Below are 23119 nucleotides of genomic sequence, written 5' to 3'. Positions count from 1 at the left end.
GTGCCGTTCATGTTGGGGAAGCATCGGGAGATGCTGCGTTTCGCCGTGGTCGGGAGCGCGAGTTTCGTCATCACGATGACGGTGACGTACGGGCTGAAGTTCACGGTGCTGACCGAGAAACCGGTGACCGCGCTGGTGACCGGCGTCCTGGTGGCGACCGTTTTCTCGTACGTGGCGAACCGTGAATGGTCCTTTCGCACCCGTGGCGGTCGTGAACGGGCCCACGAAGCGGCGCTCTTCTTCCTGCTCAGCGCGATCGCACTCGGCCTCAACGCGCTTCCGCAGGTGGTTTCGCGGTACGTGTTCAAGCTGGAACAGCCGCATGTCGGGCTGCTGACGCAGGAGATCGCCGACTTCGTCAGCGGCGTGATCATCGGGACACTGCTCGGCACGGCGTTCCGCTGGTGGTCGTTCAAGAAGTGGGTGTTCCCGGACGCCGACGCGCGACCGCGGCTGCTGCGGGGCGGCGGGCAGCGCTCGTCGGGCGACCGGGACGAGTCAGCGGCCTGACCCGGGTGGGCGTTTTCGAATCGCCCAAAGTGTCCAATAACGCTCCGACAATGCCCTGCCAACCCGTTGGACGGGCCGCGCGAATTAGACTGGTCGGGTGACCGTGGTCGAATCCGTCCTTTCCCGGACGCCCGAGCCGCTCCGATCCGTGCTGATCAAGCACCGCGAGCTGCTGAAGTTCGCGATCGTCGGCGGCACGACGTTCCTGGTCGACAACGGGGTCTGGTACCTGCTGAAGCTCAGCGTGCTGGAGTCGAAGCCGACCACGGCGAAGGCGATCGCGATCATCGTCGCGACGATCGTGTCCTACATCCTCAACCGCGAATGGTCTTTCCGGACCCGCGGCGGCCGCGAGCGGCATCACGAGGCGGCGCTCTTCTTCGTGATCAGCGGGATCGCCGTGGTGGTCAACCTGATCCCGCTCTACACGTCGCGGTACTTCTTCGATCTCGAAGTGCCGCACGTGACGCGGTTCGTCCAGGAGTTCGCGGACTTCACGAGCGGGTCGATCATCGGCATGGTCCTGGCGATGTTCTTCCGCTTCTGGGGTTTCAAGAAGTGGGTCTTCCCGGATGAGCTGGGCAAACGCCGCCGGGACAGCGACGAGCAGGATGACGACGTCGTCCCCCTCCGATAAGTACTTGTCAGAAGACATGTGATTGTTTAGGGTCATCCATGTCAACGTTCCTTCACTGATGACGCCGGCCGGGTTCGTACGGTCGAGCGGGACGAATCCGAGGTGATCGCCAAGCGCGAAGAGGACCGCATCCGATTCGGATGACGGTTGAGCCTTTTCCCGTCTTGGCGGGGACCGGAGTGACCCTCCGTGTCCTTCGCGTTCCCTCGTTTCTTCCAGTGAATGGATCTCTTTCTTGAGCACCGCTCTCGGGGCGCCTCCGCGCGCCCAAAACACTCTTGCCCTCATCGGGCTCTTCGCCGCCGTATTCCTGGCGATGCTCGACACCCAGGTCGTCGCGACCGCCCTGCCGCGGATGGTCGGCGAACTCGGCGGTGCCGCGTCGTTCGCCTGGGTCACCACCGCCTACCTGCTGGCGGGCAGCGTCAGCGCGCCCGTCTACGGAAAACTCGGTGACCTGTTCGGCCGCAAACGTGTCGTTCTCGTCGCGATCACGCTGTTCGTCCTCGGCTCCCTCGCCTGCGCGTTCGCGCCGACGATGCCGCTACTGATCGCCGCCCGCGTTCTGCAAGGCGTCGGCTCCGGCGGCCTGTTCGTCGCGGTCGCCGCGATCATCGGCGAACTGTTCCCCGGCCGCGAAGGCGCGCGCTACTTCGCCTGGTTCTCGATCTGTTTCGCCGGGTCCTCGCTGGCGGGCCCTGTCGTCGGCGGCGTGCTGACCGACCTCGCGGGCTGGCGGTCGATCTTCGGGATCAATGTGCCGATCGGGCTGGTCGCGCTCGTCATCGTCGCGCGATCCCTGCGGCTCGAACGACGCCGGACGACCGCGCCGTTCGACTTCGCGGGCATCGTCGTCCTGTCCGGCGCGATCGTCGGACTGACCTTGGCGACGCCGCTGTCCGCGTCGATCGGCGCGGTGCTGCTCGTCGCGTTCCTGGTCATCGAACGCCGGGCGGCCGAGCCGATCATCCCGCTTCGGCTGTTCCGCGCCAGGATGTTCAGTCTCAGTGTGCTGGCCAGTGCCGCCGCCGGGTTCGTCTTCCTGGGTTCGGTCAATTATCTGGCGCTCTTCCTGCAGACCGCGGGCGGCGCCGGGCCTTCGGAAGCCGGACTCCTCCTGCTGCCCATGTCGCTCGCCGTCGCCGCGTCGTCGATGGTCGCGGGCCGGATCATCGCCAAGACCGGCGCCTACCGCTGGGCGCCGATCCTCAGCATGACGCTCGGCCTCGCCGCCGCGCTCACGATGTCCACAATGGACGAAACGACCCCCTTGCCGCTCGTCGTCGCCTACCTCGTCGTGTTCGGCGCGGCGGCCGGGCTCAACATGCAGGTGCTTTCCATGGCCGCCCAGCAGAACGTGCCCCGCACCGATCTCGGCGCGGTTTCGGCGACCGTCGGCTTCCTGCGTTCACTCGGCACCACTGCCGGGCTGACCGTTTTCGGCGCGGTGTTCACGAATTCGTTCGGCACCGACAGTCCCAGCGGCTACGCCTCCGCGCTCAACGGGGTGTTCTGGGTGATGGTCCCCGCCCTCGCGATCGGCCTCGCCGCCTCCCTCTTCCTGCCGCGCGTTTCCTTGCGGCGCAACCACTAAAGGAGTTCTACGATGATTCTCGTTCTCGGTTCCACCGGTAAGATCGGCCGCGAACTCGTTCCCTCGCTGCTGGACAAAGGCGCCCGCGTACGCGCACTGACGCGCGACCCCGCCCGCGCCCGGATCGATCCGCGTGCCGAAGTGGCCGCCGGCGATCTCGACGCTTTCGACCCCGCGCTGCTCGACGGCGTCGAGCGCGTCTTCATCCTGACCTCCGGGCACGGCTCGGACCCGCTCGCACAGGAACGAACGGTGCTCAAAGCGGCCGCCGACGTCGCGCACGTCGTCAAACTCTCCACCACCGGCGTCCACTTCGGACAGACAGATCCGATCTCCCTCGTCCACGCCTCGGCCGAACAGGCCGTGCGTGAGGCCGGGCCGGACTGGACGATCCTGCGTCCGGGCACGTTCATGGACAACCGGTTCGCGTGGCTGCACGCCGTGCGCGGCGACGGCGTCATCCGCGTCCCCGAAGGCGATCCGGCGTCCGCACTGGTGCACGTCCGCGACATCGCCGCGGTCGCCGCGACCGTGCTGACCACCGACGGACACGCGGGCGAGACGTACCCGATCACCGGCGGCGAGGCCCTCACGACGCGACGGCAGGTTGAGATCCTGAGCGACGCCCTCGGTCGACGACTGACCTACGTCGAAGAGCCCGAAGCGGACGCCCGCGCCCGGATGCTCGGGTTCGGCTGGCCCGCTTCGGCGGTCGACGGGATCTTCGAACTCAAGCGGCAGTCAGCCGGGAACGAAGAGATCGTGTTCGACACCGTCCGCGAACTCCTCGGCCGGGCGCCGCTGACGTTCGCCGACTGGGCAGGCGAGCACGCCGCCGCATTCGCCTGACCTGCGGAAAGAGAGCAAGGGACCTTTGCTCCCGTTAGTTAGCGTGCTAACGAACGCGAGCAAAGGTCCCTTGCTCTCCCGCCTGGGCCGAGGGTCGCATAGCTGCTGGTAGTCCGAGACCGAGGTCATCGGCAGTCCGAAGAAGGGACCGGGCCAGGTGTCGTGAGGGTCTTTTGGTCGTTAGGGCCATGGGTGTCTTAGGTACCTACTGGATTCCGGGTGCGTTTTGATCGCAGGTTCGGTCCGTGAAGGTCTCCTCGTGCCTGCCTGCTGGCCGTGTCGCGAAAGCCACTTTCGGGACATCAGACGTCCCGAAAGTGGCTTTCGCGACACACCCTGGACGGCGGCCGCGCTTACTCATTCGGTGAATCATTCGCACATCGGACTATGAAGTCGTGAGGCACTTTCGATGGGAAAAGCCTCACATCCAGTGACCGCGGCCGTTGCTTGCTCCCCCGCCTGGGCCGAAAGGGTTAATCACTTGGGCTGGTCCCCGCGATACGCGACACTCATCAGGCGTTTAATTCTCGCCGGGTCCGCTGTCCGGACCGCGCATTGTTCCCGGCCGCTCCTCTCGCTAGCGTGCCGCCTCGGGGAGACAGGGGGACTACATGGACGGACACCTTCGCGTGCTCGTGGTCGACGACCATCCGCTGTTCCGGTTCGGGGTGTGCACTTTGCTCGCCAACGAGCCCAACGTCGACGTGGTCGGGGAGGCCGCGAGCGGGGCGCACGCGATCAGCGCGGCGAGCGCCCTCAGTCCCGACGTCGTGGTCATGGACCTGCATCTGCCTGATCTCAGCGGCGCCGAAGCGACCCGGCACATCGTCGCCGAACAGCCCGGTATCGGCGTGCTCATGCTGACGATGGCGGACGAAAGCGAATCCGTTTTCTCCGCGATGCGTGCCGGTGCTCGCGGTTACCTGCTGAAAGACGCGGAACCGGACGAAATCATCCGTGCCGTTCACGCCGTCGCAAGGCGCGAAGCGATCTTCGGGCCCGACATCGCGACGCGCGTTCTCGGCTTCTTCAACCACTCTCAGCCGAACCCGGACACGGTGTTCCCGGAACTGACCGTCCGCGAACGAGAGGTCCTTTCGCTCATCGCAGGCGGGCACAGCAACACCGCCATCGCCAGCACCCTGTGCCTCAGCCCGAAAACCGTGCGGAACCACATTTCCAACGTGTTCAGCAAACTTCATGTCGCAGACCGCGCCGAAGCGATCGTTCTCGCCCGTGAAGCGGGACTCGGTCGTTGAAAACCCCAATTGGGGTGGCTTTTCGGGCAATGTCGGGACCGGAGTCCCATGCGCCCGGGACACCTCACCCGGCAGGGTGAGCGGTGTGAGGGGTGGGGCCCTCGCACCGTTCGAGGGGAATGGGAATCACATGTTCGAACCGAACAGAACACCGGTGCTCGTCCGCGCCACCGATCCGATCCTGCACAACGGCGTCTGCATGACGCTTCGCTCCCGTGACGACGTCTGGCTGGTGGACGGGGAGACCGCCGACCCGACCATGGTGGCCCTCCTGGTCACCGACCGCCTCGACGAGGCCATGACGCAGCTGCTGTCCGCGCTGCACCACCAGGGATTCACCCGCATCGTGCTCATCGCGGGTGAAGTCGACGACAACGAGATCCTCAGCGCCATCGAGCACGGCGTCTGCGCGGTCGCCCGTCGCTCGGAGGCGGGCGCCGACGTGCTGGTCCGGCTGATCAAGGCGGCCGCCGCCGGGGAAGGCGCGCTCCCGCCCGACCTGCTCGGCAGGCTTCTGCACCGGGTCTCCCGGCTGCAGCGTCAGGTCCTGCAACCGCGTGGCCTGCAGTTCGGCGGCATGAGCAGCCGGGAAACCGAGGTGCTCAAACTGGTCGCGTCCGGGTTCTCGACGCAGGAGATCGCCGACCAGCTCTGCTACTCGCAGCGCACGGTGAAGAGCATCCTGCACGACGTGACCAACCGGTTCCAGCTCCGGAACCGCTCGCACGCGGTGGCCTACGCACTGCGTGAGGGATTGATCTGAGCTCGTGATCACTCAGGTCGACGAGGCTCTGTGCCTGCTCATCGCACCGCATCTGCCGGAAGGGACGGTGGTCCGGCTGGATCCGCCGAAACCCACCTGGCAGACCGAGACGCAGGTGTCGAGCGTCGATCTGTTCCTCTTCGCCCTGCACGGCGCCGGTCCGGGAACCGGCGCCGTGCGGGCGAAGCGGTGCGAGCTGTCGTACCTGGTCACGGCGCGGGCGGACAAGGTCCGGGACGAGCACACCCTGCTCGACCGGGCGCTCCGAGTGCTGCTCGACACCGAGTTCCTCATGGTCGGCGAGCAGCGGTTGCGGATGGCCCTCGGGGAAACCGATCCGACCGGGCTGTGGGTCAGTCTCGGCCTGCCCGCCAGGGCGGCGTTCGTCGTCACGGTCACGGCGGAGTACCGAGACTGAGCACCGAGGACCGCCGCAGGACCACCCCGCCGATGGACGCGAGCTGCCCGCCGAAGAGTTCGCCCCATTCGGCGGCCGTCCCGGGCGGGCCGCAGTCACCGGCGCGCCTGGCCCACCCCGCGCGGACTTCGAGGCGGTAACCGACTATCCCGGTCAAGGTCAGCCCGTTCCGGCTGGCGCCGACCCCGCACATGCCCCGGTAGAGCCTGCCGTCCGGCGGCTGGAACACCGCGCTCTCCTGGATGAACCGGTGTCCCGCCGCTCCGGTGACGGTCGCGACCGGGGTGTCGATCCCGCTGACGAACAGGCCCTTCGAGAGCAGGTCCAGTGCTTCGGCCTCCATCCGTTCCATCACACCGGGCGATCGGCGGCACGCGTACAGAGCGCCGTCGAAGGACAACCGCACGGAGATCGCCACCTTGCCGATCTCCAGGGTCGCCGCAGCCACCGGACTCACCGGTGGGCGGTACCGGAACGCCGACGCATGCACCCCTCGACGTTAGGTCCGCGCGCTTCCCCGGCGTTGCCCGATCGGGAGATCCTTCGGGAGGTCTTACCGCGGGACCCGTTCGGCCGGCCAGCGCACTTCGGCCACATCGCCCGGCCGGGGCACCTTCAGGAAGAGGCTGAACACCGCTGGCTGCTTGCTCGACAGCTCCAGCCGTCCACCGTCGGCCTCGACGAGCGCGCGGGCGAGGGCGAGCCCGACGCCGGTCGAGCCGCCGCCGGAGAAACCGCGTTCGAAGATGTGCGGCGCCAGCTCTTCGGGCACGCCTGAGCCGGTGTCGGCGACTTCGATGACCACGGTGCCGTCCGCGTCGCCGCGCCGGGCGGCGAGCGTGACCGTTCCCGCGCCGTGGCGCAACGCGTTGTCGAGCAGGACGCCGACGACCTCACGCAACCGGCCGGGGGTGGCCCTCGCCCTCAACCCGTCGGTGACGCGAAGCCGCAGATGCCTGCCTTCGGCGCGAAGCAACTGTCGCCATTCCTCCGAAACCGCGGGAAGCACCTCCGGCAGATTCACCGGTTCCGCGCCGACCTCACGCGCCGCCCGCGCGGCGGCCAGCAGTTCGTCGAGTGCCCCGGCCAGCCGATCCGCCTGTTCCTGCGCGGCTCTCGCTTCGTCGGCGACGTCCTGCTCGGGGTGGACGGTGAGCGGTTCGAGCCGCAGCTGCAACGCCGTCAACCGGCTCCGCAGCTGGTGGGAGACGTCGCCGACGAGCTGACGTTCGCGCTGGACGAGCTGCGCGAGCGCCGAGCCGGACGCGTCGAGCGCTTCGGCGACCATGTCGAGTTCGCCGACGCCGTAGCGCTTCGGATCCGGCCGGAAGTCACCGCCGCCGAGTTTGACCGCCCGGTCGGCGACGTGTCTCAGCGGTTTCGCGAGCCGTCGCGCGGTCACGGTCGCGACCACCGTGCCCGTGCCCACCGACAACACGACCAGCAACACCACGAGCAGCGTCACCTGGGTCTGGCGAGTGCGCATCGGCCCGGCGGGAATCGCCAGCTCGACCTCGCCGTGCAACGCGATCGGCGCTCGCTCGGACACCACATCGGGGCCGGGGTCGGAGCCGTACCGCTTCTCGATCTGTCCCTGCGCGCGAACGGTCAGCAGTCCGCCCTGCGGCACGCCCACCCTGAGCAGGTCGAGGTTGATCGGCTGGCCGACGGCGATCTCGTTGTCCAGCGTCGCCGCGATCCCGCGCGCCGAGGAAGCCAGGTTCTCGCGGTTGAGGTTCTCGACCAGCTGCCAGGCGGTGATCCCCAGCGGGATGCCCAGCACCGCCGCGGTGACCGCGACGGCGAGCAGGATCGCCAGGAGGATGCGACGGCGCATGCTATTCCGCGTTGAAGCGGAAACCGACGCCGCGGACCGTGGCGATCCGCCGTTCGCCGTCGCCGTTCCCGCCTGGCCTCGCCGCCCGGCCCGCCGCCTCGTCCGCGGCTATCGCGAGCTTCCGGCGGAGCCACGACATGTGCATGTCGAGGGTCTTCGACGTCTTCGATTCGAGGTCGTTCCACACCTCGGCGAGGATCTCGTCGCGGCTGACCACCTGGCCCGCGCGGCTCATCAGCACCCGGAGCAGTTCGAACTCCTTGTTCGCCAGCTGCACCTCGCGCAGCTCCACGGTGACCATCCGGGCACCGAGGTCCATCCGCACTCCCCCGGCCTCGAGCACCTCGGGCGCCCGGCGGCGGAGCAGCGCGCGGATGCGGGCCAGCAGTTCGGCGAGCCGGAACGGCTTGGCGACGTAGTCGTCGGCGCCCGCGTCCAGGCCGACCACGAAGTCGACCTCGTCCGTGCGCGCGGTGAGCATCAGCACCGGCACCTCGGTCCCGCTCGCGCGCAGGCGGCGACAGACCTCGAGGCCGTCCATCCCTGGCAAGCCGAGATCGAGGACCAGGAGATCTACCCGGTCGGTCTCGGTCGCGTCGAGGGCGGCGGGCCCGTCGCCGACGACACGCACGTCGTACCCCTCCCGCTGTAGCGCGCGGGAAAGCGGATCGGCGATGGCCGGGTCGTCCTCGGCGAGTAGCACCATGCTCACCTGGCCAACTCTACGACTGCCGGGCGTGAAAGCATCGTGACCGTGCCTGGCTACGAGAATGATCTGGAACTCGCCACCCGGCTGGCCGACGCCGCCGACGCCATCACCACCGACCGTTTCCGCGCGCTGGACCTGGCCGTGGAGCGCAAACCCGACCGGACGCCGGTCACCGACGCGGACACCGCCGTCGAAGACGCGATCCGCGCGATCCTCGCCACAGAACGCCCGGAAGACACCGTCCTCGGCGAAGAACGCGGCGGTTCGGCCGCGACCGGCCGGGCCTGGGTGCTCGACCCGATCGACGGGACCAAGAACTTCCTGCGCGGCGTCCCGGTCTGGGCGACGCTGATCGCGCTGGTCGAAGACGGCACGCCGGTGGTGGGCATGATCAGCGCGCCACTGCTCGGCCGCCGCTGGTGGGCGGCCACCGGTGACGGCGCCTGGATGAGCGATTCCGCCGGCGAACAGCGTCTTTCGGTATCGAAGGTCGCCTCGCTCGAAGACGCGTATCTGTCCACGACGGACCTGAACTCGTGGGTCGAGTACCACTCGCGGGAGAAGTACCTCGACCTCGTCGACGCGTGCTGGGAAAGCCGTGCTTTCGGCGACTTCTGGCACCACTGTCTGGTCGCCGAGGGCGCGCTCGACGTCACCGCGGAATGCATCGTGAATCCGTGGGACGTCGCCGCGGCCCAGGTGCTGATCACCGAGGCGGGTGGACGGTTCACCGACCTTTCCGGTGAAGCGCGCTACGACAACGGCTCAGCGCTTTCGACGAACGGCCTGCTCCACGACGAGGTCCTCGGCATCCTGAAGCGCTGATCGGGCGGGAGCCGAAAGGGACTTTCCCCGCATCTCACGCGGCGAAGGCCGCTTGAAGCTCACTGCGCGCCGGGGAGGAGGCCGACGGCGCCGCGCGCGACCTGGGACCAGGCCAGGCGGCCGAAGAGGTAGTGGCAGGCGACCTGTTCGCTGGTGAACCGCGCCCAGTCGTACCGGTTGCCCTGTTCACGCCAGAAGACTTCCCAGGCGGGCTCGGCACCTTCTTCCTCGGTGCGCATGAGACACCAGGCGTTGTCGGTCTCCGCGCCGACCGAGACCACCTCGGGCGGTACCCCCAGCGCGGCCAGCCACCGCAGGATCGTCCCCGTGTTCACCGGACCTCCCCCGTGACGTCCGCCAGGAAGCCCAGCGTGACGAGTTCATCGGCGCCCAGCACCGCGCGAAAGCGCACCCCGCCGCCCGGCTGGCCGAACCACTCGGCGGCCACCGAACGCCAGACCGGCAACGGCCGGACGACGCGGTAACGCCGGTACGCGGAGACCTGGTGCGGCGGCAGCGAACGCATCGAGAACAAGGTCTCGTCCTCGGCGAACACCCGGCCATGCCGGTCACCGAAGCGGTCGAGATGAGTGCCGACTTCGAGCATCACCGGCGTCGCCGGGTCGATACCGCCCTCGGAGAAGAGCTCCCCAGGAGGCCACAAGTAGCCCGTTTCGCCCATGAAGCGCTCTCGCCAGTCCTCTTGGGACTCCCCGCCCCACGGGTCGTGTCCTCTGGTCAACGCCTGCGGGGGAACGACGGCCGGAGTCGTCGGCGATCGCCGGAAACCGCTGCTGACGTGCGACAACGCGTCCAAGTCGTCCAGTACGTCCGCCTCGGGGTGATCCTGGGGACCGGAACCGCCGTCGGGAAGCGGCAGCTGGCGCGCGGGTTTACCCATCGCCACCGGGAGATGCCCGATGGGGAACATGTGCACGAGGAACAGCGCGATCACGCTCTCCCGTTCGGTCCGCAGGGCCCCCATCGGCGGCGGGGCGGCGGGCGGCGGCGGGAAGGGCACTCGCAACGGTGCCACCGCTGGCGGCCACGGCGAAGGCGCGTACGGAACGCGCGCACCATGAGGCGGCGTCGGCGCGTCCGCGCCTTCGTACTGGACGGGCAGCCGGATCGGGCCCGTGCCGGCCTCGCTCGGATCGGTCACCGCACCTCCCCCAAGGAATCGGTCCCACCGGTGAAGGGGGAGGCAGCGGACAGGACGCGCTACGACCTTAGCGCCGAACGGTGATCTCGTCGGCGGATACCCGAAAGCGCATCAAGGCCCGCGCGGGCGGGCGGCGTTCGACGAGGCCGAAACCCGCCTTCGCGAACGTGTTCACGGTGCCGTGGTACAGATCCGCGCGCCCCGTCTGGCCGCGTAATCGATCGCGGCCAGCAACAACGCGCCGGAAAGCCCTTGGCGGCGTCCTTTGCGATGGACGTCCGGACGAGGCGAGACGGCGACCCATCCGAGCAGCTCGTCGTCGACCAAGGCCAGCAGTCCCAACGGCTTTCCCCGCGGCGGCCTCAGCACGGACACACAACCGCTCGAAAAACGGCCAGGTCTCCTCGGTGAGTTCGACGAACCTCATCCAGCTAGCGCGTTGACCACCCGGGACGGGCTCGGCCTGCCCAGCTTCCCGGCCATCCACTTGCTCGTCGCCACCAGCGCGTCGAGGTCGACACCGGTTTCGACGCCGAGACCGTCGAGCATCCACACCAGATCCTCGGTCGCGAGGTTCCCGGTCGCGGATTCGGCGTACGGGCAGCCACCGAGTCCACCGGCGGAAGAGTCCACAGTGGACACGCCGCAGCGGAGCGCCGCCAACGTGTTCGCGAGCGCCTGGCCGTAGGTGTCGTGGAAGTGGACGGCCAGGGTGCCGACGTCGGGGAACTGCCCGATCAGCGCCTCGACCTGGCCCGCGGTGGCGACGCCGATGGTGTCCCCGAGTGAAAGCTGCGAGCAGCCGAGGTCCAGGAGACGTTTGCAGACCCCGGCGACCTGCGTGGCCGGGACAGCGCCTTCCCACGGGTCGCCGAAGCACATCGACACGTATCCGCGGACGTCGAGACCTTCGGCCCGGGCGCGGGTGACGACCGGTTCGAACATCGCGAACTGGTCGTCCACCGTCGAATTGAGGTTCTTCTTGGCGAAGGTCTCGGTGGCGCTGGCGAAGATCGCGATATGCGAGACCCCGGCCTCCAGCGCCCTGTCCAGCCCGCGCTCGTTCGGGACGAGCACCGGATAACGGACACCTTCACGCCGATCGAGCCCCGACAGGAGCTGCTCGGCGTCGGCCAGCTGCGGTACCCATTTCGGGCTCACGAAACTGGTCGCTTCGAGCGTGGTCAATCCGGCGTCGGCGAGCTTGTCCAGGAACTCGAGCTTCACCTCGACCGGAACGATCGACTTCTCGTTCTGCAAGCCGTCCCGGGGGCCGACCTCCCAGATCGTCACCCGCTCCGGCAGCGTGGCGGCGGACGGGACGCGATCGGGCAGCCCCAGCTCTCGCGTACCCATCACCGACGCCGGTTTCCGCGCGGCTGCGGCCCTTGCGGCGGCAGGGGTTCGGTCTGCTGCGGCCCGCCCGCGGCGGGCGGCGCGAAGTCGTCGTACGGGTTGTCGTTGACCTCGCGGTAGATGACCGTGTGCACCCGCTCGACCTTGGGGATGTCGTCGAATTTCAGCGGTTCGTCCGAAGCGGACTCGATGACCAGCGTGCCGCAGCCGAACACGCGGTCCAGCAGCCCGTGCTCGAACTGCACGCTGTTGATCCGCGACAGCGGGATGTCGATCCCGGTTCGCTTGAGCACGCCCTCGCGCGCGATCAGCCGGTCCGTGGTCACGATGAAGTGCGTCGTGCGCCAGCGGACGAACGGCGCAAGGAAGAGCCACACGACGAGACCGAGCCCGACCGCGCCGACCGCGATCAGCGAGATCAGGTCCCACGGGGCCGTCGCGTCCTTCGCCAGGATGCCTAGCCAGATGCCCACGCCGAGCGTGACGATCAGCGCGAGGAAGGGGAAGATCAGCATCTTGAAATGCGGGTGACTGTGCACCACGACGTGCTCGTTTTCACTGAGCAAATCGTCCGGATAGGCCACGGGGGACGCTCCCAAAGTGTGTTCGGCGCTGGTGAGCTCACCGTACCGGCGAACGGTCCCGGCGGAAGAGGAGGCGCCGAAAATCGAGACCTCCGGATCAAGCCTTGGCCGGCCGTACGTGGACGACGTCTCCGGCGAACACCGTGTACCGCTCACCACCGGGAACGTCGACCTGGAGCTGACCGGCGGGATCGATGTCGGCGGCGCGGCCGGTCAGCGCCGAACCGTCGGGCAGCTGGACCTCGACGTCCTGGCCCAGGGTGGCGCAATGCCGCCGGTAGTCCCCGAGCAGGCCCGCCTCGGCCAGCGACCCGCGGGCGAGCCGCCAGCGATGTTCGAGTTCGTCGAAACCGGTGAGCAGCCGGGCGGCGATCTCGGCGCGATCGGTCTCCGTCGCCCCCTGCTCGGCCAGCGAGGTCGCGGGCAGGCCGCCGGGCCCGGCCGGGACGTTCTCGCCCAGCGGCAGCACGTTCAGGCCGATGCCGAGGACCACGGTGGCCTCGTCCCCGGCGACGGCCTCCGCCAGGATGCCCGCGCATTTGGCGCGCTCCGCCCCGGCGAGGACGTCGTTCGGCCACTTGAGGACGGCGTCGACGCCGAGGTTCGCGGCGACCTCCCGCACCGCGAGGCCCGCGACCACGGAAAGTGAACCCAAATTGGCGAACGGGACCTCCCTCGGACGCAGCAGGACGCTGACGTAGAGGCCTGATCCCTTCGGCGAGGACCACTGCCGTGCGCGGCGGCCGACCCCGGCCGTCTGCTCTTCGGCGATCAGCACGGTGCGGTCCTCGGCCCCCTTCGCGGCGGCTTCCCGCAGGTCGGCGTTGGTGGACCCGGTGCTCGCCACGACCTGGATCGCGGCGTACCGGCCGGACAGCGCGGCACTCAGACGCTCGGCGTCGAGCGCTCCCGTCTCACTCATTTGTCCAGAATATGAGAGTCCCCCTAACGTGCAAGGCGTTCGCTCGTTACGCAGAGGTGGTCTCCAATAACCTGGACGGCGTGACCGACCCCGAGTCCGCCCCGAGCGCGCCCGAAACCGGCCCGAAGAAGAAGTCGTGGGCACAAGGCGTGGCGATGCGCAGCCTGGTCGCCCTCCCACTGGTCGTGGGGCTCGCGACGGCGGGCTGGCTGCTCGCGGGCGGCAACGATCCGGCGCCTGCCGACGGGAACACACAGGTCCCGCTCCCCGCCGCCAAACAGGACCCGGCCACCGTCGGCGGCGGCGCGGGCCCGTCGGTCCTCGAAGTCAGCGCACCGGTCAAGGCCCAGGAGACGCCGAAGGGCGCCCGGCCGCTCGAAGAGTGGGCCAACAAGCTCGCCGGGCCGCTCGACATTCCGGCGAAGTCACTGATCGGCTACGCGAACGGCGAGCTGGCACTGCGCGGCGAGCAGCCGAACTGTCACTTGTCCTGGGTCACCCTCGCCGGGGTCGGCGCGGCGAGTTCGAACCACGGACGCGGCGGCGACAACCCACTCGGCCTGTCGGCACAGCAGTGGAAGAAGCACGGCACGTCGATCCCCGGAATCGCGAAGCCCGCGCAGGCCGATCCCGATTCCGCCTCGGTCGCCGCCGGTCGCGCACTGTGCGCTTCCGGAGCCGACCTCGGCGGCGGCAACGGCTGGTGGAAGGCGATCGCCGGCTACCAGGGCGGCAAGGGCAACGAAGCCGAACTGTTCCGCCAGCGCGTCCTGGGCAACGCTCAGCTGTACGCGACCCTGTCCCTCGACCCGGCGCGAGCCTCCAGCCCCGCGGTGAAGGCGACCAGATTCGCCCTCGGCCAACTGGGGCTCCCGTACGTGTGGGGCGGCAACGGACCCGAAGCGGGCGCGGCGGGCTTCGACTGCTCCGGGCTGACCAAGGCGTCCTACGACGAAGCCGGAGTCGGGCTACCGCGGACCGCGGACAGCCAGTTCCGGGCCCTGCCGCAGGTCCCCGGCGAACCGAAACTCGGCGATCTCGTGTTCTACGGGAACCCGGCGACGCGGATCCATCACGTCGGGCTCTATCTCGGGAACGGCCTGATGATCAACGCGCCCACCCAGGGCCAGGCGATCCAGATCCACACGTATCACTCGAAGGGCGACGACTACACCGGTGCGGGACGGCCGTCGGCCTGAGCGTCGACACAAAGCGCGCGGTCGTTGTCCGTGTCCACAGAGGACGCTTTCCGGCGACTGGACGTCCGCTTGATGCTTATATGTACGGTTCTGGCGAGGTCGTGAGTGGTAAGGCGAAGGTGTCGTGTTCGGGCGCGGTGCGGGTGACCGGTCCCGCTGCTGGACCGCGTCCTCACTGTGTGGATTTTGGGACGTTAGATGACCCAAAATCCACACCGTGATCCGGATGCCGAGGTCTCGACGGCGCGCACCAGCTCCGAACGCCCCAGCGAGCGATGCACACTGCTGTTGCGTTGGGCACCCTTGACCTAGACCTCCTCTACGAGCTTCAGGAGCCGTATGTCGCGCTTTCACGAGATCAAGCATCGGGTGGCCACGACGTTTCAGCGGCACGTGGGCAACCCGCTCCTCAGCCGGCTGCCGAACCAGGCGATCCTCGAGACCACCGGGCGCAGGTCGGGTCTGGCCCGGCAGACCCCGATCGGCGGGAGCCGGGTGGGCCGCGAGTTCTGGATCGTCTCGGAGTTCGGCGAGAAGTCGCAGTACGTCCGCAACATCCAGGCCGATCCGCGCGTCCGGGTCCGACTCAAGGGCCAGTGGCACACCGGCACGGCGCATCTGCTCCCGGACGACGATCCCCGCGCCAGGCTGAAGGCCCTGCCGAGGTTCAACAGCGCCGCCGTGCAGGCGATCGGCACGAACCTCCTCACCATCCGGGTCGATCTCGACGACTGAACGTTTGCCTTGACGCCAAGGGCAAGGTTTAGGCTCGGAACCATGCGGATCGGCGAACTCGCCGCGCGTACCGGAACCACCACCCGCGCGCTGCGTTTCTATGAGTCACAAGGACTTCTCGACGCACGGCGCGCGTCGAACGGGTACCGGGAGTACGACGAGGACGACTACCGTCTGGTCAACGAGATCCTGACCCTGCAAGCGGTCGGGCTCAGCCTCGAAGACACCAGGCCTTTCGTCGAGTGCTTGCGCGCCGGTCACGAGACCGGCGACTCGTGTGCCGATTCGATCGAGGTCTACCAACGCAAACTCGCCGAGGTGGACGCCTGTCTGGCCAGGCTCAACGACGTGCGGAACAGCCTGCTGGCCAAGTTGGCGGGCGCGCTGAAAACGCCGCCGGGTCCGTGTGTCGTCGTGCCGGAATACGAGGAGACCTGAATGTCACCCCTTTCTGTCGTCACCGATGAAACCTTCCGAGAACTCGTCCTGAAGCAGGACAAACCCGTCCTGGTGGACTTCTGGGCGCAGTGGTGCCCGCCTTGTCACATGATCGCGCCGGTGCTCGCCGAGATCGCCGATGAACGTGCCGACGCGCTGATCATCCGCAAGCTGAACTCCGACGAAAACCCTCTTACGGCAAGGGATTACCAGGTCATGTCCCTGCCGACGCTGATTCTCTTCCGCGACGGGAGTCCGGTGTGGACGACCGTCGGCGCCAAGCCGAAAGCCCGGCTGCTGGCGGACCTGGATGCCATTCTGCAGACGACCGGCGTCTGATCACCTCCCCTTCACCCGGCCTTGCTGCTCACGTTCGACATTAGCACCAGCCGAACATATGTACTAGCGCTAATTCCGTAATGAGCAGCACTGTCATATTCACCTGATAGGTGACTCTGCCCAGATACGGCTGCGACAGTGCGCTATCGAGCCTGACGAACATCTGTCGTGATAGGTCCCTTCAGAGCGCGAAGTGTCCTGAAAGGCCCTATGGCGACATCTCCGGAATTGACTCGCAATACTTCGGCAGCGAGCCATGCGAAGCGCTTTCACCTGCTTCGCAGTTCATGCGGATCGCTGGCGGCCTGACGAGTCGGGCCGCGAGTGATTCGCGCGGAAACACTTCCGTGGCGGCGAAGCTGCCCTCGGCGACCGTTTAAGCGCGAAGGTCAAACACGTAGCCGGAGTCCCGAGTGGCAATTCAGGTTCTCTTTGGGCCGCAGTCGTTGTCGGGTGGCGGGTCGTATCACCGCCTCTCTGCATGGTGACCGGCAGAGACGGAAGGCAGCGAGCCAGGACGGGGGCTTCACCTGGAACCACCGATCGACTGAGCCCATAATTGTGTTGCGCTCGGAGCGTTCAGTTCGCATCCTTCAGCACATGACTTCGACCCTCACCTTCCTGCCGTTGCCCGCCGTCGTCCGACGGGTGCGGGTGCAGCAGCAGGCCGTGACCGGTGGAAGGCCGACTCCAGTCCGACCGTGAGCACCGCGTTCGTCGCGGGCCTGCTCGCCGGCTATGGCATCGCCATACCGGTGGGCGCGGTCGGGACCTATCTGGTGGTGCTGACGGCTCGGGCAGGACTCAGGATCGGCGTGTATGCCGCGTTGGGCGTCGCCACGGCCGACGGGCTCTACGCCTTGATCGCGGTGCTCGGCGGCAGCAGGCTCATCCCGGTCATTCAGCCGATCGCCGTGCCCCTGCGCTGGATTTCGGTGGTGGTACTGCTCGGGCTGGCCCTCCACATCGGATTAACCGGGATCCGGAACTACCGCGACTCCGCGAAGGCCGAAGTGACCCAGCCAGTGGCGATCGGACCACTGAAGGCCTACGCGAGTTTGCTCGGGATCACGCTGCTGAACCCGACGACGGTGGTCTACTTCGCGGCACTCGTGCTCGGCAGCGAGGACATGGCCGCGGCGAGCGGGGCGGAACACGTGGTCTTCGTGATCGCGGCACTCGCGGCCTCCGCGAGCTGGCAACTGTTCCTCGCGGGCGGCGGCGCGGTGCTGGGCAAGGCGCTCACCGGACGGCGCGGGCGGCTGATCACCGCGCTCGCGTCCAGCGTGCTGATCGCGGGGCTCGGTATCCGCCTGCTGTGGTGATCGAGGACTGTAGTTGTCCGCATCGGTTGCGAGGCTGTGCCCATGACCGAAACCACGGAACGCCCGGCCTCCCTCCACTCCTACCTCGCCTACCGCGACGCGCCGAAGGCGCTTCGCTGGCTCGAAAGCGCCTTCGGCTTCGAGACCGTCATGGAGTTCCCCGACGACAAGGGCCTGATCCTGCATTCTGAACTGCGGCTCGGCGGAGCCTCCATCGTCGTGTTCAGCGCCGAGGACGACTACGACCGCGCGACCCGCAAGGGTGAGACCGTCGGCCACGGCCTCTACGTCAGCCTTGCGACGCAAGAGGCCGTGGACGCCGTCTTCGCCTCCGCCATCGAAGCCGGCGCGACGCAGGTCTGGGAACCGGTGAACACCGAATGGGGCAACTACCGCTGCCGGGTCGACGATCTCGAAGGGTACGAATGGACCTTCGGCACGCACATTCCCGGACAGCCAAGCTAGAGCAGGCGCGCGAACCACTCGTGAGTGCGGCGAAGCAGGTCCAGCTGGTGTTCCCGCCCGCGGAACGAATGCCCTTCGCCGGGATATACGACGAGGTCGTGTTCGACGCCGAAGTGGCGTAGCGCGCGGTGGAAGAATTCCGCCTGGGACAACGGGACATTCGTGTCTTCCGCACCGTGCACGATCAGCACGGGGGTCTCGATCTTCGACGCGTAGGAGATCGGGCTGAGCTGATCGTGCCGGTGCGGGCCTGTCCCTTCCCAGCCAATACTCCCGCCATGCGCGGCTTCCATCAGCGGACCGAGTTCACCGGTCGCGGCGAGCATTCCCCAGTCACAGATCCCGGCAACCATCAGCGCCGCCTTGAACCGGCGGGTCTGCCCGACGGCCCAGGCCGTCATGAATCCGCCGTGACTCCCGCCCACGATCCCGAGCCGCTCCGGATCGGCCACTCCTTCGGCGATGAGGAGATCGATCCCGGTCTCGAGATCACCCCATTCCTCCAGGCCTACCCGTCCCGCGACGGAGGCGGCGAATTCATGCCCATGGCCTTGTCCCCCACGGGGATTCGGCAGGAAGACCGCGTGCCCTGCCAGGGCCAGCCACTGCGCAGACGGGAACCAGCCGAGCATGAAGCCGTCCGCGTACCGGTCGTACGGTCCGCCGTGAATCCGCGTGACCAGCGAGAAAGGTCCGTCGGCGCGGGTCTTTCCCGGCGGCAGAACGAGCAGGCCGTCCAAGGCGAGGCCGTCGGACGCCTTGTAGGACAATCGTTCCTGCGAACCCCACGAGATTCCGGCGAACTCCGGCGCCGTATCGCTGACTCGCGTCAACGCTCCACTCAAAGGTCCACAGTGGACATCTTTCGGCCGGTGCGCGGTGCTCAGGACGGTGACCACGATCTCGCCGTTCGAGGCCAGCGCGTCGGCTTGCCCGCGCCAGAACGACACTTCGCCGGACCCGAGCCGATGGAGGGCCGTGTCGAGCCCGTCGGCGACGAGCACCAGAGGAGCACCGGAATCGACCTGCGCGAGCTTGACCGGGCAGGTCGATTCCTCGGTCAGGTTCCGATGCTCCCCTGTTTCCACGGAAACGTCGAAGACCGCCCGGCCACCCACCAGTTCCGGATTCCCGAGATACGCGATGTGCCAGCCGTCCTCGTCCCGCCACCAAACGGGGCTGGTGGCTTCGAACGCGACCCGGCCGAGATCGTGCCGCTCACCGGTTTCCAGGTCCAGCACGGAAAGCCGGGGTTCGAGTCCGCCGTGGTCGAGTTCGGGCGTCGGCCAGGTGACGACGGCGAGAGCCCCCTCGTCCGGGCGGCGGGCGGCGTCGACGACGTGGTCTTCGATCAGCGACCTGATCTCGCCGGTCCGCGGGTCGAAACTCCGCAGCCGCGCCGGGCGAAGGCTCTCGCTCCAGACCCAGACGGCTGGGGCGGGCGTCTCGTCCTCGGCGATGAACACGATCCGGTCGTGCAGCGGAAGGAACCCGGAGATCTCACTCCGCCAAGTGAACAGCTCCTCGTCCCCCGAACAGACACGGCCGTCCCGGAGGAAATAGAGAGCATCCGTGGACCATTGGGGCGAGGACCCTTCGGCCAGCTTCCGCGGCTTTTCGCTGCCGTCCACAGCGGCGAGCCAGATCTCGGGGACGCTTTTCGTGATGGTCGAGACCTGGTAGGCCACCCATTTCCCGTCGGGGGAAAGCGCGGGTTCCGACGGGAAATGGCTGTCGACGATCAGCTCAGCGGTCAGCATGTCCCCATCCTGCCGGAAATTATTGCGACAGTGTTTTGCCCAGTTTGTCGAGCCAGTCGCCGGTTCCCTGCTCCCGCCAGCTCGGTTCTTCGTGCCCGTCGAGGAAGGTGCCCTGTTCGATCAACGTCAGCCGGGTGCCGCCCGCCTCGGCTTCGAACAAGATCGTCGTGACGGACACGGTCGCCAGGACGTCGTTCGCGGAGAGCGTGCCCGCGTAGACGATCCGCTCGTTCTCGGCGATGTCCTCGTAGCGCGCCTCGAAGGCCATCCGCTTCCCGTCATCGGAGGGACCGGTGGTGACCTCCTGGCCGCCGACACGGAAGTCCAAGGAGTGCCCGCCGCCCACCACGGTGAACCAGCCGGCTTTCGCGGCGGGATCGGCCCAAGCGGCGAAAACGCGTTCCGGCGATACCGGATAGACGCGTTCGAGGGTGAAGGTGGCCTGTTTGACGGTCATGACCGTTTCCCTTCATCGGAGTTCAGAAAGTCACCAAGGTGATCGAGCCGGTGTTCCCAGCCGGTGCGCTGCCCGCCGAGCCAGTCCTCGGCCATCCGAAGGCCGTCCGGCTCGAGGTGGCAGGTGCGGACGCGCCCCGCCTTCTCCGACCGGACCAGCCCACAGGTTTCGAGCACCTGGAGGTGCTGCATCACGGCGGGCAACGACATCGACAACGGCTGCGCGAGCTCCCCCACCGAGGCAGGCCCCCGGGTGAGGCGCTCGATCATTTCGCGGCGCGTCCCATCGGACAGCGCCTTGAACACCTGGTCCATCCGTTGGTTAGGCACATGCTTAACTATCCGCCCACGCCGAGCGATAGTCAAGTAGATGCTTAACTTTCTACTTCTCCGCGGTCATCCCCTCGACGAGCAGCCACTGGGAAGCCAGGTACGAGGTCAGCACAAAGGTTTCGAGATTGGCCCGCACCCGCTCACTGGTGACGAAGTTGCGGCGGACGAGGATCGCCAGGTCCGACGCGGAGAACAGCAGTGCGCCGGCAGCGAGCCAGGTCCGGCGGTCGCCCGACGGGACCACCATCCCGCCCGACACGCGAGCCTTCGGCGCCAACGCCGGGTCGGCCGCGAGGGTCGACGTCGTGCTCAGGAGGCCTCCGTAGACCGAAAGCACCGAAGACACCGGAGACGGCTTCGGGAGCGTCATCGCGACAGCGGCTGCGGCCCACGCCCCGAGCCGGGGCGACGCGGTCACGGCACGCGGACGTGCGCCGCGGCGCCACAGGAACGCGGAATACAGCACCTGCATCACGCCGAACGACGTCGCGCCCTTGATCAGTTCACGGTCCTCATGCGACCGGCCCATGAAGTGGTCACCCGCGCCCGCCGCGACCAAGGCGGCGACGAGCAGCCCCTTCTCCCCTGGTGCAAGCGTTTGCGCCCGAGCGACACGAGCCGCGAGTACGGGGACCGCGGCCGGTTTCGTCAGCAGTTGCAGCCGCCGGTTGCCTGTCCTGGCGGAGTACACCGTGCCGATCGCGGCGGCGCCGAACAGGATTCGCTCGGCGATTTTGAGGGCTTTCACTGGCAAACCTCCGGAACTTATTTCCGGGTAAGTTACCAGCCGGTCAGCTCTCGGTCGTCTCCTAAACGGCCTCGCGGAAGGTGTTCCGGTACGCGCTCGGCGAAACACCCAGCGTGGCTTGCAGATGCTGACGCAGCGACGCGGCCGTGCCGAACCCCGCTTCGGCCGCGATCTTGTCCACCGGCAGATCGGTCTCCTCCAGCAGCTGACGGGCCCGTTCGACCCGCTGCTGGGTCAGCCACTGCAACGCCGAAACCCCGACCTCGTCCCGGAAACGCCGCGTGAACGTCCGCGTGCTCATCGACTCCTTCGCCGCGAGTTCGCGCAAGGTCAGCGGCCTGTCGAGGTTCTCCAGCGCCCAGGCCCGTGCCGCCGCCGTCGACGAGGACTGCGGTTCCGGCACCGGACGCCGGATGAACTGCGCCTGCCCGCCCTCCCGATGCGGCGAGACGACCGTGCCGCGCGCGACCTCGTTCGCGACCGCGGCGCCGTGATCGCAGCGGATCATGTGCAGGCAGAGGTCGATGCCGGACGCGACCCCCGCCGCAGTCAGGACGTTGCCGTCGTCGGTGTAGAGCACGTTGGGGTCGAGGTCGACCTTCGGGAACTTCGCCTGGAAGTCCAGCGCCGAGCGCCAGTGCGTGGTCGCCTTCCGGCCGTCGAGCAGGCCCGCGGCGGCGAGCACGAAGGCACCCGTGCAGATCGACGCGATCCTGGCGTCCGGCCGGATCAGGTCCAGTGCCCGCGCGAGCGGTTCGGTGAGGTCGTGCCCGGCGGGCTCGTATTCGGTGGACGACGCCGGGATGACGACGGTGTCGGCCTCGGCCAGCACTTCCGGTCCGAGCGGGACCGAGACGGTGATGTCGCCGTCGGTGCGGACCTGCCCTGGTTCCGGCGTGCAGGTGACGACCTCGTACAGCAGCTCGCCGTCGGCCGCCTTGGCCGTACCGAACAGCCGGACGACGATGCCCAGCTCCATCACCAGCATGCCGTGCCGGACCAGGACGGCGACCCGATGACGGCCCGGACGCGTGAAAAAGCCCATGGCTCGATTCTTGCACATGTTGGCCATCGAGCCACTCGTACCAGTGAACGGACTGCGAGATCTTGGGGACATGAACGTGTTGTGGATCTTCGCCCACCCGGAACCCCGTTCCCTCGGCGGCTCGTTGCGCGACGAAGGGTTGCGCACGCTCCGCGAGGAAGGCGCGGACGTCCGGGAGTCCGACCTCTACACGATGAAGTGGAACCCGGTGGTCGACGCCGGAGACTTCGGCTCAGCCGCACGGGGCGATCGAGAGGGCTACCGGCTGATCGTGGGCGCGACCTCGAAGAACGCCTTCGCCTCAGGGGAACTGAGCGAAGACATCCGTGCCGAGCACGAGAAACTGGCGTGGGCGGACACGGTGATCGTCCAGTTCCCGCTGTGGTGGTACGGAATGCCCGCGATCCTCAAGGGCTGGTTCGACCGCGTGTTCGTCAAGGGTTTCGCTTACGGCGTGCGACGCCCCGACGGCCGGACGTCGCGCTACGGCGAAGGGGTGCTGGCCGGAAAACGCGCCATGGTCCTGCTGACCGCGGGCGCGCCGGAAGCCACGATCGGACCGCGCGGCGTGAACGGCGAGATCAACGACGTGTTGTTCCCGCTACAGCACGGAACCCTTTGGTACGCCGGGATGTCCGTCCTTCCCCCGCTCACGGTCTGCGGCGCCGACCGGGTTTCGCCCGAGCAGTACGACGTCGCCGCCGAAGCATTGCGGGGCAGGCTGCGCACCCTGTCCACCAGCGACCCGATCCCATTCCGCTCCCAGAACGGCGGCGACTACGACGAGAACCTCGTCCTGCGCGACGACCTCGCTCCCGGCCGGAGCGGAATCGGCGTCCACACGTCCTGAA

Annotated in this window: 29 protein-coding genes; 15 read left to right on the top strand and 14 right to left on the bottom strand. The window is 67.9% G+C overall.

Features of this window, described 5'->3' with window-relative positions; genetic code table 11:
• The first annotated feature begins 9 nt into the window (after positions 1-9).
• From ACLARN_RS18620 to ACLARN_RS18590, 7 genes are all read left to right on the top strand, one after another.
• Positions 10-510, top strand: coding sequence for a GtrA family protein (locus ACLARN_RS18620; RefSeq protein ID WP_409492688.1), 501 nt, complete (start codon positions 10-12; stop codon positions 508-510).
• 97 nt (positions 511-607) lie between these two features.
• The gene (locus ACLARN_RS18615) at positions 608-1147 is read left to right on the top strand and encodes a GtrA family protein (RefSeq protein ID WP_409492687.1); all 540 of its coding nucleotides are present in this window, start codon (positions 608-610) and stop codon (positions 1145-1147) included.
• Between the two features lie 235 nt (positions 1148-1382).
• On the top strand, positions 1383-2741 hold the full coding sequence (locus tag ACLARN_RS18610; protein WP_409492686.1) for an MDR family MFS transporter: 1359 nt from the start codon (positions 1383-1385) through the stop codon (positions 2739-2741).
• Between the two features lie 12 nt (positions 2742-2753).
• On the top strand, positions 2754-3590 hold the full coding sequence (locus ACLARN_RS18605) for an NAD(P)H-binding protein (protein ID WP_409492685.1): 837 nt from the start codon (positions 2754-2756) through the stop codon (positions 3588-3590).
• Positions 3591-4201: 611 nt separating this feature from the next.
• The gene (locus ACLARN_RS18600) at positions 4202-4849 is read left to right on the top strand and encodes a response regulator (RefSeq protein WP_409492684.1); all 648 of its coding nucleotides are present in this window, start codon (positions 4202-4204) and stop codon (positions 4847-4849) included.
• A 130-nt stretch (positions 4850-4979) separates the two neighbouring features.
• Entirely contained in the window at positions 4980-5612 is a 633-nt protein-coding gene (locus ACLARN_RS18595) for a LuxR C-terminal-related transcriptional regulator (protein ID WP_409492683.1), read from the top strand.
• Between the two features lie 4 nt (positions 5613-5616).
• The gene (locus ACLARN_RS18590; RefSeq protein ID WP_409492682.1) at positions 5617-6030 is read left to right on the top strand and encodes a hypothetical protein; all 414 of its coding nucleotides are present in this window, start codon (positions 5617-5619) and stop codon (positions 6028-6030) included.
• Here the strand turns inward: ACLARN_RS18590 and ACLARN_RS18585 are convergent.
• The 3 genes from ACLARN_RS18585 to ACLARN_RS18575 all read right to left on the bottom strand — a co-directional run bounded on the left by ACLARN_RS18585 (position 6008) and on the right by ACLARN_RS18575 (position 8573).
• Entirely contained in the window at positions 6008-6478 is a 471-nt protein-coding gene (locus ACLARN_RS18585; RefSeq protein WP_409492681.1) for a hypothetical protein, read from the bottom strand. The two genes, ACLARN_RS18590 and ACLARN_RS18585, sit on opposite strands and share 23 nt — an antisense overlap.
• Positions 6479-6583: 105 nt before the next feature.
• Positions 6584-7867, bottom strand: coding sequence for an ATP-binding protein (locus tag ACLARN_RS18580; protein ID WP_409492680.1), 1284 nt, complete (start codon positions 7865-7867; stop codon positions 6584-6586).
• A 1-nt stretch (position 7868) separates the two neighbouring features.
• Entirely contained in the window at positions 7869-8573 is a 705-nt protein-coding gene (locus ACLARN_RS18575) for a response regulator transcription factor (protein ID WP_409492815.1), read from the bottom strand.
• A 42-nt stretch (positions 8574-8615) separates the two neighbouring features.
• On the opposite strand from ACLARN_RS18575, the gene hisN reads away from it, so the two are divergent.
• The gene (gene hisN / locus ACLARN_RS18570) at positions 8616-9401 is read left to right on the top strand and encodes a histidinol-phosphatase (RefSeq protein WP_409492679.1); all 786 of its coding nucleotides are present in this window, start codon (positions 8616-8618) and stop codon (positions 9399-9401) included.
• Between the two features lie 59 nt (positions 9402-9460).
• Here hisN and ACLARN_RS18565 read toward each other — a convergent pair whose 3' ends face one another.
• The 6 genes from ACLARN_RS18565 to ACLARN_RS18540 all read right to left on the bottom strand — a co-directional run bounded on the left by ACLARN_RS18565 (position 9461) and on the right by ACLARN_RS18540 (position 13425).
• Positions 9461-9736 (bottom strand): hypothetical protein, encoded by a 276-nt coding sequence (locus tag ACLARN_RS18565; protein WP_037316053.1) that lies wholly within the window; start codon positions 9734-9736, stop codon positions 9461-9463.
• A complete protein-coding gene (locus ACLARN_RS18560; RefSeq protein WP_409492678.1) occupies positions 9733-10563 on the bottom strand; it encodes a TNT domain-containing protein in 831 nt (276 codons plus the stop codon). The genes ACLARN_RS18565 and ACLARN_RS18560 overlap by 4 nt, the downstream gene beginning before the upstream one ends.
• Positions 10564-10734: 171 nt before the next feature.
• Positions 10735-10938 (bottom strand): GNAT family N-acetyltransferase, encoded by a 204-nt coding sequence (locus ACLARN_RS18555; RefSeq protein ID WP_409492677.1) that lies wholly within the window; start codon positions 10936-10938, stop codon positions 10735-10737.
• Between the two features lie 48 nt (positions 10939-10986).
• Positions 10987-11919 carry a hydroxymethylglutaryl-CoA lyase gene (locus ACLARN_RS18550; protein ID WP_409492676.1) on the bottom strand — a complete coding sequence of 311 codons (933 nt, stop codon included), beginning with the start codon at positions 11917-11919 and terminating at the stop codon, positions 10987-10989.
• The gene (locus ACLARN_RS18545; RefSeq protein WP_409492675.1) at positions 11919-12503 is read right to left on the bottom strand and encodes a PH domain-containing protein; all 585 of its coding nucleotides are present in this window, start codon (positions 12501-12503) and stop codon (positions 11919-11921) included. Before ACLARN_RS18545 ends, ACLARN_RS18550 begins: the two co-directional genes overlap by 1 nt.
• A gap of 97 nt (positions 12504-12600) precedes the next feature.
• A complete protein-coding gene (locus ACLARN_RS18540; RefSeq protein ID WP_409492674.1) occupies positions 12601-13425 on the bottom strand; it encodes a biotin--[acetyl-CoA-carboxylase] ligase in 825 nt (274 codons plus the stop codon).
• Between the two features lie 80 nt (positions 13426-13505).
• On the opposite strand from ACLARN_RS18540, the gene ACLARN_RS18535 reads away from it, so the two are divergent.
• The 6 genes from ACLARN_RS18535 (at position 13506) to ACLARN_RS18510 (ending at position 17926) form a co-directional block, all read left to right on the top strand.
• The gene (locus ACLARN_RS18535; RefSeq protein WP_409492673.1) at positions 13506-14624 is read left to right on the top strand and encodes a C40 family peptidase; all 1119 of its coding nucleotides are present in this window, start codon (positions 13506-13508) and stop codon (positions 14622-14624) included.
• Between the two features lie 339 nt (positions 14625-14963).
• Positions 14964-15359, top strand: coding sequence for a nitroreductase/quinone reductase family protein (locus ACLARN_RS18530; RefSeq protein ID WP_409492672.1), 396 nt, complete (start codon positions 14964-14966; stop codon positions 15357-15359).
• A 42-nt stretch (positions 15360-15401) separates the two neighbouring features.
• On the top strand, positions 15402-15797 hold the full coding sequence (locus ACLARN_RS18525; RefSeq protein ID WP_409492671.1) for a MerR family transcriptional regulator: 396 nt from the start codon (positions 15402-15404) through the stop codon (positions 15795-15797).
• Positions 15798-16136, top strand: a complete 339-nt coding sequence (gene trxA, locus ACLARN_RS18520; RefSeq protein WP_409492670.1) for a thioredoxin — start codon at positions 15798-15800, stop codon at positions 16134-16136. It abuts the gene before it with no gap.
• Positions 16137-16837: 701 nt separating this feature from the next.
• On the top strand, positions 16838-17461 hold the full coding sequence (locus ACLARN_RS18515; protein ID WP_409492669.1) for a LysE/ArgO family amino acid transporter: 624 nt from the start codon (positions 16838-16840) through the stop codon (positions 17459-17461).
• Between the two features lie 42 nt (positions 17462-17503).
• Entirely contained in the window at positions 17504-17926 is a 423-nt protein-coding gene (locus ACLARN_RS18510) for a VOC family protein (protein WP_409492668.1), read from the top strand.
• On the opposite strand, the gene ACLARN_RS18505 is transcribed toward ACLARN_RS18510, so the two are convergent.
• From ACLARN_RS18505 to ACLARN_RS18485, 5 genes are all read right to left on the bottom strand, one after another.
• Entirely contained in the window at positions 17923-19686 is a 1764-nt protein-coding gene (locus tag ACLARN_RS18505) for a prolyl oligopeptidase family serine peptidase (protein ID WP_409492667.1), read from the bottom strand. The genes ACLARN_RS18510 and ACLARN_RS18505 overlap by 4 nt on opposite strands.
• Positions 19687-19705: 19 nt before the next feature.
• Positions 19706-20143, bottom strand: a complete 438-nt coding sequence (locus ACLARN_RS18500; RefSeq protein WP_409492666.1) for an SRPBCC domain-containing protein — start codon at positions 20141-20143, stop codon at positions 19706-19708.
• Positions 20140-20457: an ArsR/SmtB family transcription factor gene (locus tag ACLARN_RS18495; RefSeq protein ID WP_409492814.1), complete on the bottom strand. Its 318-nt coding sequence runs from the start codon at positions 20455-20457 to the stop codon at positions 20140-20142. Before ACLARN_RS18495 ends, ACLARN_RS18500 begins: the two co-directional genes overlap by 4 nt.
• Before the next feature lie 67 nt (positions 20458-20524).
• Positions 20525-21223 (bottom strand): lysoplasmalogenase family protein, encoded by a 699-nt coding sequence (locus ACLARN_RS18490; protein ID WP_409492665.1) that lies wholly within the window; start codon positions 21221-21223, stop codon positions 20525-20527.
• Between the two features lie 61 nt (positions 21224-21284).
• Positions 21285-22295, bottom strand: coding sequence for a GlxA family transcriptional regulator (locus ACLARN_RS18485; protein ID WP_409492664.1), 1011 nt, complete (start codon positions 22293-22295; stop codon positions 21285-21287).
• 43 nt (positions 22296-22338) lie between these two features.
• Between ACLARN_RS18485 and ACLARN_RS18480 the strand changes: the two genes are divergently transcribed.
• Positions 22339-23118 carry an NAD(P)H-dependent oxidoreductase gene (locus tag ACLARN_RS18480; RefSeq protein WP_409492663.1) on the top strand — a complete coding sequence of 260 codons (780 nt, stop codon included), beginning with the start codon at positions 22339-22341 and terminating at the stop codon, positions 23116-23118.
• Position 23119 lies beyond the last annotated feature (1 nt).

It is taken from the genome of Amycolatopsis sp. cmx-11-12 (assembly GCF_046269425.1).
Lineage (GTDB): Bacteria > Actinomycetota > Actinomycetes > Mycobacteriales > Pseudonocardiaceae > Amycolatopsis.
This window is presented reverse-complemented; position numbering and strand designations above follow the sequence as displayed.

Excerpts from the sequence above, each read along its gene's own strand:
- ACLARN_RS18620 (WP_409492688.1), top strand. The coding sequence starts at position 10 with ATGTTGGGGAAGCATCGGGAGATGCTGCGTTTCGCCGTGGTCGGGAGC.
- ACLARN_RS18605 (WP_409492685.1), top strand. The coding sequence starts at position 2,754 with ATGATTCTCGTTCTCGGTTCCACCGGTAAGATCGGCCGCGAACTCGTT.
- ACLARN_RS18600 (WP_409492684.1), top strand. The coding sequence starts at position 4,202 with ATGGACGGACACCTTCGCGTGCTCGTGGTCGACGACCATCCGCTGTTC.
- ACLARN_RS18595 (WP_409492683.1), top strand. The coding sequence starts at position 4,980 with ATGTTCGAACCGAACAGAACACCGGTGCTCGTCCGCGCCACCGATCCG.
- ACLARN_RS18580 (WP_409492680.1), bottom strand. The coding sequence starts at position 7,867 with ATGCGCCGTCGCATCCTCCTGGCGATCCTGCTCGCCGTCGCGGTCACC.
- ACLARN_RS18575 (WP_409492815.1), bottom strand. The coding sequence starts at position 8,573 with ATGGTGCTACTCGCCGAGGACGACCCGGCCATCGCCGATCCGCTTTCC.
- ACLARN_RS18550 (WP_409492676.1), bottom strand. The coding sequence starts at position 11,919 with ATGGGTACGCGAGAGCTGGGGCTGCCCGATCGCGTCCCGTCCGCCGCC.
- ACLARN_RS18540 (WP_409492674.1), bottom strand. The coding sequence starts at position 13,425 with ATGAGTGAGACGGGAGCGCTCGACGCCGAGCGTCTGAGTGCCGCGCTG.
- ACLARN_RS18530 (WP_409492672.1), top strand. The coding sequence starts at position 14,964 with ATGTCGCGCTTTCACGAGATCAAGCATCGGGTGGCCACGACGTTTCAG.
- ACLARN_RS18525 (WP_409492671.1), top strand. The coding sequence starts at position 15,402 with ATGCGGATCGGCGAACTCGCCGCGCGTACCGGAACCACCACCCGCGCG.
- trxA (WP_409492670.1), top strand. The coding sequence starts at position 15,798 with ATGTCACCCCTTTCTGTCGTCACCGATGAAACCTTCCGAGAACTCGTC.
- ACLARN_RS18510 (WP_409492668.1), top strand. The coding sequence starts at position 17,504 with ATGACCGAAACCACGGAACGCCCGGCCTCCCTCCACTCCTACCTCGCC.
- ACLARN_RS18505 (WP_409492667.1), bottom strand. The coding sequence starts at position 19,686 with ATGCTGACCGCTGAGCTGATCGTCGACAGCCATTTCCCGTCGGAACCC.
- ACLARN_RS18500 (WP_409492666.1), bottom strand. The coding sequence starts at position 20,143 with ATGACCGTCAAACAGGCCACCTTCACCCTCGAACGCGTCTATCCGGTA.
- ACLARN_RS18495 (WP_409492814.1), bottom strand. The coding sequence starts at position 20,457 with ATGGACCAGGTGTTCAAGGCGCTGTCCGATGGGACGCGCCGCGAAATG.
- ACLARN_RS18485 (WP_409492664.1), bottom strand. The coding sequence starts at position 22,295 with ATGGCCAACATGTGCAAGAATCGAGCCATGGGCTTTTTCACGCGTCCG.
- ACLARN_RS18480 (WP_409492663.1), top strand. The coding sequence starts at position 22,339 with ATGAACGTGTTGTGGATCTTCGCCCACCCGGAACCCCGTTCCCTCGGC.